This window comes from Vibrio sp. TBV020, from assembly GCF_046056895.1.
GTDB lineage: Bacteria > Pseudomonadota > Gammaproteobacteria > Enterobacterales > Vibrionaceae > Vibrio.
Genome location: NZ_JBEEAQ010000003.1, coordinates 1 through 14,780 on the forward strand (window position 1 = coordinate 1; position 14,780 = coordinate 14,780).

The 14,780-nt window shown below is 43.7% G+C and carries 15 protein-coding genes and 1 riboswitch; of the genes, 3 read left to right on the plus strand and 12 right to left on the minus strand.

From position 1 onward, the window contains the following. Window positions 1-374: 374 nt before the first annotated feature. Entirely contained in the window at window positions 375-824 is a 450-nt protein-coding gene (locus AAFX28_RS07845; RefSeq protein WP_408686962.1) for an RNA recognition motif domain-containing protein, read from the plus strand. Here the strand turns inward: AAFX28_RS07845 and murI are convergent. Genes murI through btuB form a run of 3 tightly spaced genes read right to left on the minus strand, consistent with a single transcriptional unit; the run spans window position 790 to window position 4,187 of the window. Then, window positions 790-1,584 (minus strand): glutamate racemase, encoded by a 795-nt coding sequence (gene murI / locus AAFX28_RS07850; RefSeq protein ID WP_408686963.1) that lies wholly within the window; start codon window positions 1,582-1,584, stop codon window positions 790-792. The two genes, AAFX28_RS07845 and murI, sit on opposite strands and share 35 nt — an antisense overlap. A 37-nt stretch (window positions 1,585-1,621) precedes the next feature. Then, a complete protein-coding gene (locus AAFX28_RS07855; RefSeq protein WP_408686964.1) occupies window positions 1,622-2,302 on the minus strand; it encodes an ATPase in 681 nt (226 codons plus the stop codon). Window positions 2,303-2,351: 49 nt separating this feature from the next. Next, window positions 2,352-4,187: a TonB-dependent vitamin B12 receptor gene (gene btuB / locus AAFX28_RS07860; RefSeq protein ID WP_408686965.1), complete on the minus strand. Its 1,836-nt coding sequence runs from the start codon at window positions 4,185-4,187 to the stop codon at window positions 2,352-2,354. A 54-nt stretch (window positions 4,188-4,241) separates the two neighbouring features. After that, window positions 4,242-4,445, minus strand: a riboswitch (cobalamin riboswitch). A 199-nt stretch (window positions 4,446-4,644) separates the two neighbouring features. Between btuB and trmA the strand changes: the two genes are divergently transcribed. Then, on the plus strand, window positions 4,645-5,754 hold the full coding sequence (gene trmA, locus AAFX28_RS07865) for a tRNA (uridine(54)-C5)-methyltransferase TrmA (protein ID WP_408686966.1): 1,110 nt from the start codon (window positions 4,645-4,647) through the stop codon (window positions 5,752-5,754). 62 nt (window positions 5,755-5,816) lie between these two features. Here trmA and AAFX28_RS07870 read toward each other — a convergent pair whose 3' ends face one another. Both AAFX28_RS07870 and fabR read right to left on the minus strand, forming a co-directional pair. Next, the gene (locus AAFX28_RS07870) at window positions 5,817-6,203 is read right to left on the minus strand and encodes a YijD family membrane protein (protein ID WP_408686967.1); all 387 of its coding nucleotides are present in this window, start codon (window positions 6,201-6,203) and stop codon (window positions 5,817-5,819) included. Next, entirely contained in the window at window positions 6,203-6,844 is a 642-nt protein-coding gene (gene fabR / locus AAFX28_RS07875; protein WP_408686968.1) for an HTH-type transcriptional repressor FabR, read from the minus strand. The genes AAFX28_RS07870 and fabR overlap by 1 nt, the downstream gene beginning before the upstream one ends. Before the next feature lie 255 nt (window positions 6,845-7,099). Here fabR and sthA point away from each other — a divergent pair, with 255 nt between their 5' ends. Next, the gene (gene sthA / locus AAFX28_RS07880; RefSeq protein WP_408686969.1) at window positions 7,100-8,530 is read left to right on the plus strand and encodes a Si-specific NAD(P)(+) transhydrogenase; all 1,431 of its coding nucleotides are present in this window, start codon (window positions 7,100-7,102) and stop codon (window positions 8,528-8,530) included. Window positions 8,531-8,597: 67 nt separating this feature from the next. Here the strand turns inward: sthA and AAFX28_RS07885 are convergent, their stop codons facing one another. The 7 genes from AAFX28_RS07885 to AAFX28_RS07915 form a co-directional block, all read right to left on the minus strand. Then, window positions 8,598-8,930: a DMT family transporter gene (locus tag AAFX28_RS07885; RefSeq protein WP_408686970.1), complete on the minus strand. Its 333-nt coding sequence runs from the start codon at window positions 8,928-8,930 to the stop codon at window positions 8,598-8,600. A gap of 97 nt (window positions 8,931-9,027) precedes the next feature. After that, the gene (gene fghA, locus AAFX28_RS07890) at window positions 9,028-9,867 is read right to left on the minus strand and encodes an S-formylglutathione hydrolase (protein WP_408686971.1); all 840 of its coding nucleotides are present in this window, start codon (window positions 9,865-9,867) and stop codon (window positions 9,028-9,030) included. A gap of 189 nt (window positions 9,868-10,056) precedes the next feature. Next, complete coding sequence (locus AAFX28_RS07895; protein WP_408686972.1) at window positions 10,057-11,205, minus strand: S-(hydroxymethyl)glutathione dehydrogenase/class III alcohol dehydrogenase; 1,149 nt, start codon at window positions 11,203-11,205, stop codon at window positions 10,057-10,059. A 216-nt stretch (window positions 11,206-11,421) separates the two neighbouring features. Then, entirely contained in the window at window positions 11,422-12,759 is a 1,338-nt protein-coding gene (gene dinF, locus AAFX28_RS07900; RefSeq protein WP_408686973.1) for an MATE family efflux transporter DinF, read from the minus strand. 41 nt (window positions 12,760-12,800) lie between these two features. Beyond that, window positions 12,801-13,613, minus strand: coding sequence for a class I SAM-dependent methyltransferase (locus tag AAFX28_RS07905; protein ID WP_408686974.1), 813 nt, complete (start codon window positions 13,611-13,613; stop codon window positions 12,801-12,803). A gap of 86 nt (window positions 13,614-13,699) precedes the next feature. Then, on the minus strand, window positions 13,700-14,320 hold the full coding sequence (lexA, locus tag AAFX28_RS07910; protein ID WP_408686975.1) for a transcriptional repressor LexA: 621 nt from the start codon (window positions 14,318-14,320) through the stop codon (window positions 13,700-13,702). Window positions 14,321-14,406: 86 nt separating this feature from the next. Beyond that, on the minus strand, window positions 14,407-14,769 hold the full coding sequence (locus AAFX28_RS07915) for a diacylglycerol kinase (RefSeq protein ID WP_408686976.1): 363 nt from the start codon (window positions 14,767-14,769) through the stop codon (window positions 14,407-14,409). Window positions 14,770-14,780 lie beyond the last annotated feature (11 nt).

Here is a 14,780-nt window from a genome sequence, read left to right on the forward strand (position 1 = left end):
AGCTTTTTCTAACTTCCGTTGCGCTCAGCGCCTCGTCGTTAGGGGTGCGTATCTTACGCTTCCCATTTTGAGAGTCAAGCATTTTTTCAAACTTTCTTTTCTCTCTTTCCAACTCGGTGTGTGATGTTCGTCTCACTCCGTGTCGGTGAGGCGGCATTATAGGGAGGTCTGAGAGGATGACAAGTGTTTTTTTGAAATTAATTTTTGTTTGCTCAAAAAGAAATCAAATCATTAAAAATAGAATAAAATTTCAACATTTGAGTCATGTCACATCAATACGTTGGAAAAACAACAACCATATACGTAAGATCCCTGTGTCTATTTTGTTAACAGTAGACCTAATTTTTCTTCAAACCTAAAAGTTGTATTCTGATATGAGTTCAAACAAATCGACCTTAATGATTGTCGCCTTAGCAGTTTTAGGTGGAATCATCTTTTCGCAGGTTGCAGTGCCTCCTGCTTTAAGCTTTGTTCTGGGTGTTGTTGCTTCCGCTTTTATTCTTAAACTTTCAAACACCGATATTGAGCAAGAACAACCAAACGATCCATCAACAAAAACATTGTATGTAGGTAACCTGCCATACAAAGCAAATGAGTCTCACGTAAAAGAGCTGTTTGCTAAACATGGTGAAGTCTTTGCGGTGCGTTTAATGAAAGATAAACGCACTGGTAAAAGAAGAGGCTTCGGATTTGTGGTTATGGCAGCAACTGACGCTCAAACCGCAATCGATGCTTTAAATGAAAAAGATTATATGCAACGCACGTTAAAGGTGCGCATCGCTAACGATCCTAAATCGCAATCGGATAATGCTGAACAGCACTAAACCCGAGTTGATGTAATGCCTTATTTAATGCTCCCTCTTCCCAAGGGGGAGCTGTTGAGAAAATCTCTCTTTTCCCCAACTTATCACTTACAGACGTTAACTCTAGCAGCCCCGCTACTCTTCTCGCTATTGCCTCTCCAGAATCCACCAGCAATACACGCTCTGTCAGTACAGACTGGATTTCATCTTTAATAAGAGGAAAGTGCGTACAACCAAGTACAGCCACATCAACTCTATTATCTATAGAAGAAAGAATTTGCTTTAACTCATTTAAATCTACAGCCTTACCGCGCAGCTTTTCTTCAGCAATATCGACCAAACGCGTCGAGCCGAGCAGTTCTACAGGCTTGCTTTGTGAAAAGTCTCGGATGAGTTCATGTGTATAAGGGCGAGTAACCGTCGCTGGAGTCGCGATAAGACCAACAGCTTTATTTGCTAAGTTAGAAGCTGGCTTGATAGCAGGGACAACCCCTACTACCGGTATAGCTAACTTAGCACGTAGCGTAGGTAGGACAATTGTACTTGCGGTATTACAAGCAATAACAACCAAGTCGATACAATGTTTCTCTACTAGTGAAGTCACCAGTCTGTCGACACGATCGATCAGAGTATCATGGTCAAGCTCACCATACGGGTAGGCTTCATTGTCAAATATATAAAGGTACTCAAGTTGAGGCAGTTTACTCTGTATTTCTTTATAAACAGATAATCCGCCTACACCAGAATCAAAGATCAAAATTTTAGATTGTTGCTTGGACACTTGAGTCACTCATTCATTATCGACTTTGCAATGATACTCACTGTTCTACTTTTGGCAATCTCTTCGCCTGATAGCGCTGATGGCTAAATCGCTCTCCTTTATCCAGATGAGTCAGTTCCAACTCAAGACGTCCAGAGTAACTGCGAGTATGGGTAACCAAGGTGTGAAACTCTCCATCCTCCCCACATGGGTCGACGCCACTTGGCAAGCTATCAATGAACTCTTGGGTGTACCACTTACCACAGTAACTCGAGTTCAATTGCGAACCATCCGTCGTCACGACCAAGGTTTGGATACCACGTTGGAGAATCTCTTGTGCCAGTAATACACTATCTTCTCCTAAAAGGGGGAATACGCAGTCCCAGCCCGCAGGTTCAATATAGCTACGACGATAAGCTTCTATACCATTACAAAACATATCGCCAAAAGCCACGGCGTCAATCTTAATGCTTGAGGCCTTTAAGGTCTTAATGATGGTCGATTGGTACACTTCGTTTGGTGGAAACGCTGCCGGCATTTCTATTTTGATCAGGGGAAGACCCAAAAGCTCAGCCTGCATATCCAGAACAGATATAGGCGTCGCTTGAAACGGCACTTCATCTTTAACATAGGTGGTGTATAAGCCAACAACATTGTATTGGCTGCTGTCCATCAATCTTTCTAGAGTCAGTGTCGAGTCTTTGCCACTCGACCAACTAATAATGACGTTCTTTTTCATAGTGATTGTGTATAGGTAAGAAAAAACCGCCCGAAGGCGGTTTATCTAATTAGAATTGGTAAGTTGCGTTGATGTAGTAAGCTCGTTCTGGCGCAGGGTAACCGCCAGCTGTTTCGTACTTCTCATCGGTCAAGTTATCAATTCGGCCATTTAGCGTTAACTGTTCATTCGCATAGTAGTTAACAGCAATATCAAACAAGCTGTAAGCCGCTAACTCTCCTGAAAAGTCAGGTCGCTTACCAACATATTGATAGCCTAGAGAGAAATCAACATCATTAAAGCCTGCAACAGCATTGTATTTGTAGATCTCTTTCGCACGTCGAATTAGCTGCTCACCTGATTGATCCTCTGGATCTTTGAAATCCGCACTCACTTGGTGAGAGATAAAGTCAGTATCAAAGGCAGCTACAATTTCAACACCGCGTAATTGGCTTTCACCTGGTGTGTTGTAGTACTTCTCGGTAACAAAGCTGTAGTCGATAAGATCTTCAACATTCGTATCATAGCCCGTAACTGACCATTCAACACCTTGTACAACACCGCCGAATGTCAATTCAAATGAGTCTGCCTTTTCCGCTTCTAACGCATCATTACCATAGAAACTGTATAACTGATAAAGGTTAGGTGCTTTGAAAGAAGTTCCGTAAGCAGCTTTTACAACTAGCCATTCAGCAAATCGGTAACCAGCACCGGTGTTAAACGTCGTTTCCGTGCCGAACTGTTCATTATCATCAACACGAGCACTTAGTTCACCAAAGGCTTTTTCGTAATCTGCATTGAGTGCTGCGAAATAGGCAACATTAGTTCGATCATATTCGATATCAGAAGGCTTCACTATATAAGCTTCATCACGCCAATCAACACCACCACTTAGTGTCAATGCATCATTCAGATCGTATGCCGATACCCATTGAAAGTTCAGTTGCTCCAATTCATCTGCTGAAGCAAATGCTGAGTACTTACCTTGGTCTTTATTGTAGTCCCAATTATCTTGGTTCTGGTAGTTAACGAGAACCTGTGAATCAAGCTTCTCACCCGAGTATTGAACACCAACTGCTACGGTCGCATTTTGAATTTCTGACTCTTTGTATGAGTATACGTATGAGTTAGAGTCTGTACTAAAGTAAGTCCCGTCGTATTGAGAGAAGTTTTCAAACAAGCGGAAGTTTGCGTAGGCTTTCCATTGAGCATCGAAGTTGTGTACATAGCCGATCAATGCATTACGCGACTCAAAGCCATGACGGTCTTGGTCATTGACCCCAGCAACTGGATGTACGTTATAGCCTTCGTCAGAATCATATCCAACGGATACATTCAGGTGACCATTTTCACCGACCTTAACGCCGGTTACTAAGCTCAACTCTTCATAATCTAAGCTACCTAGCCCTGCACTGACTTTCGTTGTTTCATTAGTTGAGTTCGCTAACGTAATGATGTTGATGACACCACCAATAGCTTCAGAACCATACATTGAGGCGCGAGCACCACGAACATACTCTACGCGATCTACGAAAGTAATTGGTAGCTGGCTAAAATCAACGCCACCTTTTGCCGCTCGAGCAAAACGAATACCATCGATTAAAACCAATACCTGATCAGAATTTGCACCACGGACAAGAATGGAAGCTTGCTGACCTCGGCCTCCATTTTGGGTTACTTGTACTCCCGTCAGACGCTTAAATACATCCGTTAGAGATTTCGCTTGGATGCGGTCAATATCCTCACGGGTAACAACTTCTACTTGAGCAACTACACTATCTGTGCTTTGCTCAAAACGGTTAGCTGTCACCACCATAGTCTCATCTGCAGAGACTTCTTGAGCGTACGAATAAGAGGCGTGTGAAAGTAGCGATGCCACTGTCATCGCTAGAATAGATCGGTTCATTTTTATAATCCTAAATCGCGTAAGTCCTACTGAGCATGGAGCGCTTGCTTCCAGTGTGTTTGCTCAGCTGCTGGCAGGTCTTCGGACTTAAGAGCTTGGATTCACCACCTAATCACTCGACTTCCCACATAAACCTATATGCAGTGTCATATTGAGCTTTCGTTCTCTTTTACCGCTGCGCGTCAGTTCTGGACTTTCACCAGATTCCCTTTTCAGCCATCTATACATCTAGACAGCACCAGCTTGGCGATGATGTTATTCAGCTATCAGTAGTTTGTCTAGCCCATATTGCAGATTTATATTATTGAGCCATATTTCATAGCGCTCACAACTGTCTCTTTACACACTATCTTTAACACATAATCGGACAAGACTGGACATAGCGCTGAGATTGAATAAAATCTGCGCTCTTAAACTAAATACACCTTCCACAGGTACCAAACCAAAGGTAATAATCATGGCGAACCTTGATGTAAACCCGCAAAGCTACCAAGAACAATTGGCTGATAAAGTCGATCGTCTTAATGAGATGTTCGCATCTTACAATGTACCTGAATTGGAAGTATTTGAATCTCCTGAGCAACACTACCGTATGCGCGCGGAATTTCGTGTTTGGCATGAAGGTGAAGACCTTTACTACATCATGTTCAACCAAGAAACGCGTGAAAAATACCGTGTTGATCAATTCCCTGCAGCGAGTCGCCTAATCAACGACCTAATGCCACTACTGATCGATGCAATGAAAGACAATGATTCACTGCGTCGTAAACTCTTCCAAGTGGATTTTCTTTCTACGCTAAGTGGCGAGATTCTAGTATCACTGCTTTACCATCGTCAGCTAGATGATGAGTGGACGGAAAATGCGAAAGCATTGAAGCAGCGCCTAAACGATGAAGGCTTTAACCTTAATATCATTGGCCGCGCACGTAAGATGAAGATTGTTCTCGATCGTGACTATGTGATTGAGAAGCTTGATGTAAACGGAAATCCATACATCTACCAACAAGTAGAAAACAGCTTTACACAACCAAACGGTAAGGTAGCTGAAAAGATGCTTGAGTGGGCCGTTGATTGTACTCAGGAGAGTACTGGTGATTTGTTAGAGCTTTACTGTGGTAACGGTAACTTCTCACTGGCGCTAGCACAAAACTTTGACCGCGTACTTGCAACAGAGCTGGCGAAACCTTCCGTAGTTTCAGCGCAATACAACATTGCAGCGAATAAGATTGATAACGTTCAGATCCTACGCCTTTCAGCTGAAGAGTTTACCGAAGCTATCGAAGGTAAGCGTGAGTTCCGCCGCTTAAAAGATGCAGGTGTCGATCTGCAAAGCTACAACTGCAACACTATCTTCGTTGATCCACCTCGTGCAGGCATGGATATCGATACTTGTAAGATGGTTCAAGGTTATGAGCGCATTATGTACATCTCATGTAACCCAGAAACACTGAAAGAGAACTTAGATGTACTTTGTGAAACTCATAAAGTGACTCGATTTGCTCTGTTTGACCAGTTCCCATACACCCATCACATGGAAGCTGGCGTGTTACTTGAGCGCAAAGCGTAATTGCTAAAGACATAAAAAAACGAGCCAAGCGGCTCGTTTTTTTATATTTGAAACTTAGCGAATCACGATTCAGCTTTTGCTGACGATGGAGTTAGGAAACCTAACTTCTTCGCAACCCATAGCAACAAGCCAAGAGTAATGAAGATCGCTAACATGTTTGAGCCAGCATCTGGGTATTGAGCTTTAACAAATGCAGAATGGCCAAATGCACCTACGAAGAAACACGCTAGACCAACAAGCGGAATATCTTCTGATACTGGGTTACTTAAGTATTCTTGGTAAAGAGCTTGTACTGACAGGACAAGAGCAATCAGTGGAAAAATTGAGAAAGTTACTTCGCTCATAGTCAGCCAAGACAACATAGCGTCACCACACATACCTGCAACCAATGCAAGTACTAGCGTTTTTTTCTCAGAACCACGATTAACTTGGTTTGTTTCGTTCGACATTAATCTATCCCACCTTTTAATCGGTTACGTTCACGTTCTTTGCGATACCAGAAAGCCCCTTTGGCTATCATTCGCAATTGCATTATTAGACGTTCAGCAAGTTCATCTCGCTCATGTCTATCCAGATCTAGCGCTTCTGCACCAGAACTAAAAACTAGAGTGACGGAAGCTTCCGCTTGGGTAAAAGCTTCATCACGATTCATACCTGTACTGATCAGGTACTCGGTCATCTCGGCAACAAAGTGTTGCATTTCTCTCGCAACCGCCGTTCGAAAGTCAAATGATGTACCAGAGCGCTCACGTAGTAGTAATCGGAATACGTTAGGACTGCTTTCGATGAACTCCATAAAGGTTTCAACCGAAGTGCGTATGACACTGCCCTCTTTGACAATGCGTTGACGAGCTTGGCGCATTAACTGGCGCAACAGTAAGCCGCCTTCATCGACCATGGTCAAACCTAACTCATCCATATCCTTAAAGTGGCGATAAAATGAGGTAGGAGCAATACCGGCTTCACGTGCAACTTCACGTAAACTTAAGTTTGAGAAACTTCTGTCAGCACTGAGTTGACTAAACGCAGCATCAATCAAAGAACGACGTGTTTTCTCTTTCTGCTGTGCTCGTATTCCCATGGATTTCATATTCGTTTTCTACTTCGTACTGCGATAGTCATTAATATACAACGATTGACTTAAGGAGATAACCCAAAATCTCTCGCTTTGACGATCGAGTGGCAATTAAACCGAGTTCCGTTGATATTTCAATCTTTTCGCTCTCAATTAGAGACATACGACATACCCTTTAATCTATTTGCTTGATTCTACGTGATCCCGCCGACTCTCTAGTGTGCTTTTGGTGTACGCCGTAGCGGAATCAGTTAAAATCTCGCTACAGCAATGTTAAGACTATATAACAAGGAAGAAGCTATGGTGGAGAGTAACCACTTTGATGTAATCGTTATTGGTAGTGGCCCAGGTGGTGAAGGGGCAGCGATGGGATTAACCAAAGCGGGGCTAAATGTCGCCATTGTGGAAAAAGAGAGCAGTGTCGGTGGTGGTTGTACTCACTGGGGAACAATTCCTTCAAAAGCACTACGTCACGCCGTGAGCCGTATTATCGAATTCAACAACAACCCTCTCTTCTGTCATAACAATACCAGTCTACACTCAACGTTTTCTAATATCCTTGGACATGCTAAGTCTGTCATCGATAAACAAACTCGACTGCGCCAGGGCTTTTATGATCGTAACCAATGTTCTTTGATTTTTGGTACTGCGCGTTTTATCGATAAATACACCATTGCTGTTATGCAAAGCGACGGAACGGAAGAGACCTACAGTGCAGACCGCTTTGTCATTGCGACGGGTTCCCGTCCGTATCAGCCTGAAGGCGTCGACTTCACCCACGAACGTATTTACGACAGCGACTCAATCTTAAACCTTAAACATGACCCTCGACATATCATTATCTATGGGGCAGGCGTAATCGGTTGTGAGTACGCGTCAATCTTCCGAGGTTTAGGGGTAAAAACAGACTTAATCAATACTCGTGACCGCCTACTAGCATTCTTAGATAACGAAGTATCAGATGCACTTTCATACCACTTCTGGAACAGCGGTGTCGTGATTCGTAATGATGAAACGTTTGAGAAGATTGAAGGCACAGAAGATGGTGTAATTGTTCACCTAGAGTCAGGTAAGAAGATGCGTGCTGACTGTATTCTTTACGCTAATGGACGCACAGGTAATACCGATAAATTAAATCTTTCAGCGGTTGGTCTAGAGGCAGATTCTCGTGGTCAGCTAAAAGTAGATGGTAACTACCAGACAGAAGTAGATCATGTCTACGCAGTAGGTGATGTGATTGGCTACCCAAGTCTTGCTAGTGCGGCTTATGACCAAGGCCGATTCGTTGCTCAAGCGATCAATAAAGGTCAAGCAGATGGCAACCTTATCGAAGATATTCCAACAGGGATCTACACCATTCCAGAAATCAGCTCCGTGGGTAAAACTGAGCAAGAACTTACAGCAGCAAAAGTGCCATACGAAGTTGGGCGTTCTTCCTTTAAACACCTAGCTCGCGCGCAAATTGCTGGCAAAGATATTGGTAGTTTGAAGATTCTATTCCACCGTGAAACCAAAGAGATTTTGGGCATTCACTGTTTCGGTGAACGTGCTGCGGAAATCATTCACATCGGCCAAGCGATCATGGAACAAAAAGGTGAAGCGAATACCATCGAATATTTCGTTAACACCACTTTCAACTACCCAACTATGGCTGAAGCCTACCGTGTTGCAGCGCTAAACGGTTTAAATCGCCTGTTTTAAATCTGCACGCATATGAAAAAGTCGCGCTCTAAATAGAGCGCGGCTTTTTATTATCTTTCACATCCAATTAATGACTATGACCTTGAGACAGATTGATCAATACCACTCCACCAGCAATCATCAACATTCCAATCCATACCGTCGTATCAAGGTGCTGACGATAAACAAAGGTTGAAATCAAACTCACTGTGACAATGGCAAGCCCCGCCCACAACGAATGTACTATGCCTACCGGTAAATCTTTCATCGCTTGACCTAAAAACAGAAAAGCGGCTAAGTGCCCTGCAATAACCATAGCGGCTGGCAATGGCTTAGAAAGACTAAAGCCATCCGTTGCCTTTAAAGCAACATGAGAAAGCGCTTCAGCCATCACGCCCATCAGTAAGAAAAACCAACTCATTGTAAGACTTCCTATTATTAAAATTGAATGGAAAAGCTGTTTTTAAGGCACAAAAAAACCTGCACTGACACAGCACAGGCTCGTCAACAAAAAAGAGTTATTGATTTAAGTAAGCCGCATGAAAATCTAAGTGATCATCAATGAAGCTTGAGATGAAGTAGTAGCTGTGGTCGTAACCAGGTTGAATACGGATTTCAACATCTGAATCATGTTCTTTAGCCGCTGCTTGTAGCATTTCAGGCTTAAGTTGCTCGACTAAGAAATTGTCTGCATCACCTTGGTCAACCAAAATTGGCAATTTCGCTTCCGCTTGTTTAAGCAGTTCACTAGCGTCGTACTGCTTCCACGTTTCAAAATCGTTACCTAAGTAAGCGTTAAATGCTTTTTGCCCCCAAGGACATTGCATTGGATTACTGATCGGGCTAAATGCTGAAATTGAACGATAACGCTGAGCATTCTTAAGGCCAATCGTTAAAGCTCCATGACCACCCATGCTATGACCAGAGATAGACTTAATGTTTGATACAGGAAAATTAGCTTCGATCAATGCAGGTAGCTCTTCTGTCACGTAGTCATACATGTGGTAGTGACGTGACCAAGGTTCTTGCGTCGCATTAAGGTAAAAACCTGCACCTTGACCAAGATCGTAACCCTCATCATCGGCGACATCTTCACCACGCGGGCTCGTATCTGGAGCAACAATCGCAATACCTAACTCAGCAGCACGGCGAAAAGCGCCTGCTTTCTGCATAAAGTTTTCGTCAGTACAAGTTAAGCCTGATAGCCAATAAAGAACGGGAGCTGGCTTCGCTTTAGAAGCGTTTGGCGGTAAGAAAATCGCAAAGCGCATATTGCAGTTAAGCGTTGAAGAGTCGTGGCTGTATTGCTTATGCCAACCACCAGCAACCTTGGCTTGGCTAATATTTTCGATAGTCATGATAGTGCTCCATAAGGCTGACGGTTAAATACAAAAAAACATTCACTTTGGTTAAAGCACGGTAGTACAGTCGCTCTAAACAAAATGAATCCCACCACCTCCCGGGCGAAAGGTGGTGAAAGACTTTGTCTGAGTGAACAGACGGCCTCTTATCGACAGGACAGTTAGACAATAAGAGACCTAAGTGAATTACTTATCCATGTGTAGAACAGTACGGATAGATTCACCTTTATGCATTAGTTCAAATGCTTCGTTTACGTCATCAAGGCCCATTGTGTGAGTAATGAACTCTTGAAGACCAAACTCACCAGCCATGTAACGGTTTACGATTTCTGGAAGCTCAGAGCGACCTTTAACGCCACCGAAAGCAGAGCCACGCCATACACGACCAGTTACTAGCTGGAATGGACGAGTTGAGATCTCTTGACCTGCACCAGCTACACCGATGATTACTGATTCACCCCAACCTTTGTGACAACATTCAAGTGCTTGACGCATCACGTTTACGTTACCGATACATTCGAATGAGTAGTCAACACCACCGTCTGTCATCTCAACGATAACGTCTTGGATTGGTTTGTCGAATTTCATTGGGTTGATGCAGTCAGTCGCACCAAGTTGTTTTGCAAGCTCGAATTTGCTTTCGTTGATATCAACACCGATGATACGGCTTGCACCAGCCATACGTGCACCGATGATTGCAGAAAGACCGATACCGCCTAGGCCGAATACAGCAACAGTGTCGCCTTTTTCAACTTTAGCTGTGTTGAGTACTGCACCCATACCTGTGGTTACACCACAACCTAGAAGACAAACTTCTTCTAGTGGCGCTTCTTTGTTTACTTTCGCTAGAGAGATTTCTGGAAGTACCGTGTACTCAGAGAAAGTAGAACAGCCCATGTAATGGAAGATTGGCTCACCGTTGATAGAGAAACGGCTTGTACCATCTGGCATTAGGCCTTTACCTTGAGTTTCGCGAACCGCTTGGCAAAGGTTAGTTTTACCAGACTTACAGAACTTACATTCGCCACATTCTGCTGTGTAAAGTGGGATAACGTGGTCGCCAACTTCAACGCTTGTTACGCCTTCGCCAACCATTTCAACGATACCGCCACCTTCGTGACCAAGGATAGAAGGGAAGATACCTTCTGGATCGTCACCTGAAAGAGTGAATGCGTCAGTGTGACAAACACCAGTTGCAACGATACGAACCAGAACTTCACCTGCTTTAGGTAGTTCAACATCTACCGTTTCACGCTTAAGAGGTTCGCCAGCTGCCCAAGCAACCATTGCTTTAGATTGAATATGAGTTTGACCTGGTTTGAGTTCAAGTGTCATTGGATGTTTCCTTAATTCTCAGTATAGGGAGTGACGTCATAAGCGTAGTCGAGGATTTATCTCAGCGCTGCGTCGTTTTGTTGGTGGCTATTTTAGGTATTTCTCTAAAAATGATAATCCCATTAAATAGAAAATCATTTTTACACATACGTAATAATGATTTTGAAACAATAAAAAGCCGAACTTCGAGCCCGGCTAATGCTTATCTATTCTCAACTAAGCGAGAAACTCCCCTCTACGCCATTGCTTAGTGAGTATCAGTGCAAGCGTAATCCCCCGCATAGCCATAAAGCTCAACATCGCAAACCACAACGCATGATTTCCCCAGCCCATAGAGAAGTAGAAGATAGTGAAGAAGGCACAAGTAGACAAAAACATACTATTGCGCATTTCTTTACCTTTCGTTGCACCAATAAAAATGCCATCTAATAAGAAGCACCACATCGAAACCAATGGCATGGCTACCAACCACGGTAAATACTCTAAAGCGATTGAGTGAACATGCTCTATATCAGTGATCAGACTGATCAGGCTTGATCCTGCCCAACCAAACACAACCGTTAAGCCAATACAGATCATCAAACTCCAGAAGAAAGTGCCAACCAAAGATTGGTTAAGCTGATTACGGTCTTTAGCTCCTATCGCTTTACCCACCATAGCTTCCATTGCATAGGCAAAACCATCCATGCCGTAGGAAATCATCATTAAGAAACTCATGAGTACCGCATTAGCCGCAACGATTTCGTCTCCAAAGCTCGCACCTTGGAAGGTCATAAAGGTAAAAGTCATTTGCAGGCAGAGTGAACGAAGAAAAATATCGCGATTGAGCTTCACAAAACGGCTTAGTCCATTGGTCGTATCTTTAATCAGCTCGATTAGTGGCGGTAGATTATCTTGATGCCACTTACGCCATACACACCATAAGCCAAAGCTCATACCCGTATAATCTGCGATTACCGACGCAAGCGCGGCACCTTCAACTTTCCAGCCGAAACCGATGACAAAAAGCACATCTAGAGCAATATTGGTGACATTTGAAATAATCACCATCCACATTGGCGCTTTGGCATTTTGTGTCCCGAGTAACCAGCCCAGCAATACGAAATTAGCTAACGCCGCTGGAGCGCTCCATGCCCGAATGGAGAAGTACTGCTCGCCGTAGTGTTTCACCTGGTCACTGGCATCACTGAAGCTAAAGACCCAATCGGCAACGACTTGGTGGAATAGCAAAAACAGTCCAGCAAAGCCGAGAGCCATCGCCATACCTTGTGTGAAAACCAAACCCAGTTGCTGTTTATTCTCTGCACCGTATGACTGAGCCGCGAGGCCTGTTGTCGACATACGTAAAAAGCCAAGTAGCCAAAAAGTTACACTAATCATGGTACTACCGAGAGCTACACCGCCTAAATACCAAGCATGTTCGAGATGACCAATTACCGCCGCATCAACTAATCCAAGTAATGGGACTGTGATATTGGAGAGAACCATTGGGATCGCGAGCAAGAACACCTGTTTGTGCACGTCACGATTGGAAAGGGTTTGAAGTATTTGCACGTTGCCACTCGATAATCAATTGAGTGACAAGTGTAACGGGATCACCAGCGAAGCTGAACCACTACTGGTGTTAAACGCTGTTTTAGAAAGTTAACTTTATTGAGTAAACGCTGCCAAAGTTTCCATCGACCACAGTTTTGTTCAATCGGTTGATAAGTCTTTGCCCAGCGAGCCCATGGCAAATAACCAAGCATGGCATCCCCAGGGGCACTATAGCCATGACCATATTGGTCAGAACCTAACTTCTGCCCAAGCATCGAATGAGAAAGATCTCCCGCCAGAACTACACACGCTCGAGCACTATCAAAATGGCATCCCAATGCTTGAATAAATTTAGCAACTTGTTTCTCAGAACAATCCAGCAATGCATGTTCGCAAACAATCATTACCGGCGTTTTTTCTGGAATGGGTAACAATTCTAACCAGCTAAGATCATCAACACTGCCGCACACGTGGTGATAACGTTCACTGTTATGAAATAGCTTCTGACGCCAAAGTAGATTTTCAGTGACATCGAGTTCTAGCCAATGACAACGGCCATTGTCGACTCGGTAAAAGCGTGTATCTAACCCAGCACCAACATTGACTATCCAGCCATCAGGGTTGCGTTTGATAAAATCTGAAACGTGCTTGTCGCACAATTGGGTAAGAGTAGCGTGAAGGAGTTGCTTTTGGTCAATGTCACCAGAAAAGCATTCTGGTGCTAGCTGGCAACGCTGACATGCTCGGGCTGCAATCGGGTCATAAACCAAGCCATTATCTACTAAGCTCTCACGACTACGAAGCCATAACGGTTTTAGTAAATTGCTCGGTATTTGATAGCGATGCTTTGCTGATGTCTGATTGGCGGCCATTATCATCTTCCTTCTGTAGCCAGAAAGTAGATGATAATGAATATCAATTACAAAATCAACAGATGAGAACTTATCTCAATGAGAGATTACATCCAATCTGTGTTGCGGATGATACCAACAGCCAAACCTTCAATCGCAAGGTGCTGACTAGTTAGGTCAACTTTGATTGGTGCGAACTCTTCGTTCTCTGCATGCAGTAAAACCGTTGAGCCTTTACGTTCTAGGCGCTTCACTGTTACATCATCATCAACACGCGCTACAACAACCTGCCCATCTCGAACATCTTGAGTTTTATGAACTGCCAGTAGATCGCCATCCATAATACCGATGTCTTTCATACTTTCGCCATTAACACGCAATAAGAAGTCCGCTTGCGGTTTAAACATGCCTGGATCAACTTGATAGTGCGTCTCAACATGCTCTTGAGCAAGGATCGGCTCACCAGCAGCAACTTGACCAATTAATGGTAGGCCTTCTTCATCATTTGCCGCATCTTCTAACAAGATTCGGATACCACGTGAAGCACCAGGGATAATCTCAATCGCTTCTTTACGTGCAAGCGCTTTCAAATGTTCTTCAGCTGCATTAGCTGAACGGAAGCCGAGTTCACGTGCGATCTCTGCACGAGTTGGCGGCATACCAGTCTGCTCAATTTTGTTTTTGATCAGGTCAAAAACTTGTTGTTGGCGGGGCGTTAACGGCTTCATAAGTCACCTGTCTTTTTATACAGTTAACTGTGAGTATATCCAGTAATTGGTTAAATGAAAAGCCAATTGATTGTTTTTTAGCGAGTTTAGAAAAACAAGATTTCTATCCAGGTGTAACCCGCCAATAACATGGTGACCATCACCGCTGCAGAGCCAATATCCTTTGCTCGACCAGCAAGTGGATGTAGCTCTTCCCCAATACGATCAACCACCGCTTCTATCGCACTATTAAATAGCTCCGCAACTAAAACCAGCACGACGGTGGCAATCAAGAGCATCCGCTCAAGCTGACCATCAGCAATAAAAAACGCAGCTGGAATCATTAATGCGGCTAGAACAATTTCTTCTTGAAAGGCGGGCTCATGTTTAAACGCGGCTTTTAATCCCTGACATGAATAGCGTGTGGCATTTTTCAGTCGTTTAAATCCGTGCGTCGTTTTTGGCTTCAAAGTATTTTCTC

Bases quoted from the DNA above. Each gene is read 5' to 3' on its own strand.
- AAFX28_RS07895 (WP_408686972.1), bottom strand. From the start codon at position 11,205: ATGACACTTGAACTCAAACCAGGTCAAACTCATATTCAATCTAAAGCA.
- btuB (WP_408686965.1), bottom strand. From the start codon at position 4,187: ATGAACCGATCTATTCTAGCGATGACAGTGGCATCGCTACTTTCACAC.
- AAFX28_RS07855 (WP_408686964.1), bottom strand. From the start codon at position 2,302: ATGAAAAAGAACGTCATTATTAGTTGGTCGAGTGGCAAAGACTCGACA.
- AAFX28_RS07870 (WP_408686967.1), bottom strand. From the start codon at position 6,203: ATGTCGAACGAAACAAACCAAGTTAATCGTGGTTCTGAGAAAAAAACG.
- sthA (WP_408686969.1), top strand. From the start codon at position 7,100: ATGTTAAGACTATATAACAAGGAAGAAGCTATGGTGGAGAGTAACCAC.
- AAFX28_RS07885 (WP_408686970.1), bottom strand. From the start codon at position 8,930: ATGAGTTGGTTTTTCTTACTGATGGGCGTGATGGCTGAAGCGCTTTCT.
- AAFX28_RS07845 (WP_408686962.1), top strand. From the start codon at position 375: ATGAGTTCAAACAAATCGACCTTAATGATTGTCGCCTTAGCAGTTTTA.
- fghA (WP_408686971.1), bottom strand. From the start codon at position 9,867: ATGACTATCGAAAATATTAGCCAAGCCAAGGTTGCTGGTGGTTGGCAT.
- trmA (WP_408686966.1), top strand. From the start codon at position 4,645: ATGGCGAACCTTGATGTAAACCCGCAAAGCTACCAAGAACAATTGGCT.
- lexA (WP_408686975.1), bottom strand. From the start codon at position 14,320: ATGAAGCCGTTAACGCCCCGCCAACAACAAGTTTTTGACCTGATCAAA.
- AAFX28_RS07905 (WP_408686974.1), bottom strand. From the start codon at position 13,613: ATGGCCGCCAATCAGACATCAGCAAAGCATCGCTATCAAATACCGAGC.
- fabR (WP_408686968.1), bottom strand. From the start codon at position 6,844: ATGAAATCCATGGGAATACGAGCACAGCAGAAAGAGAAAACACGTCGT.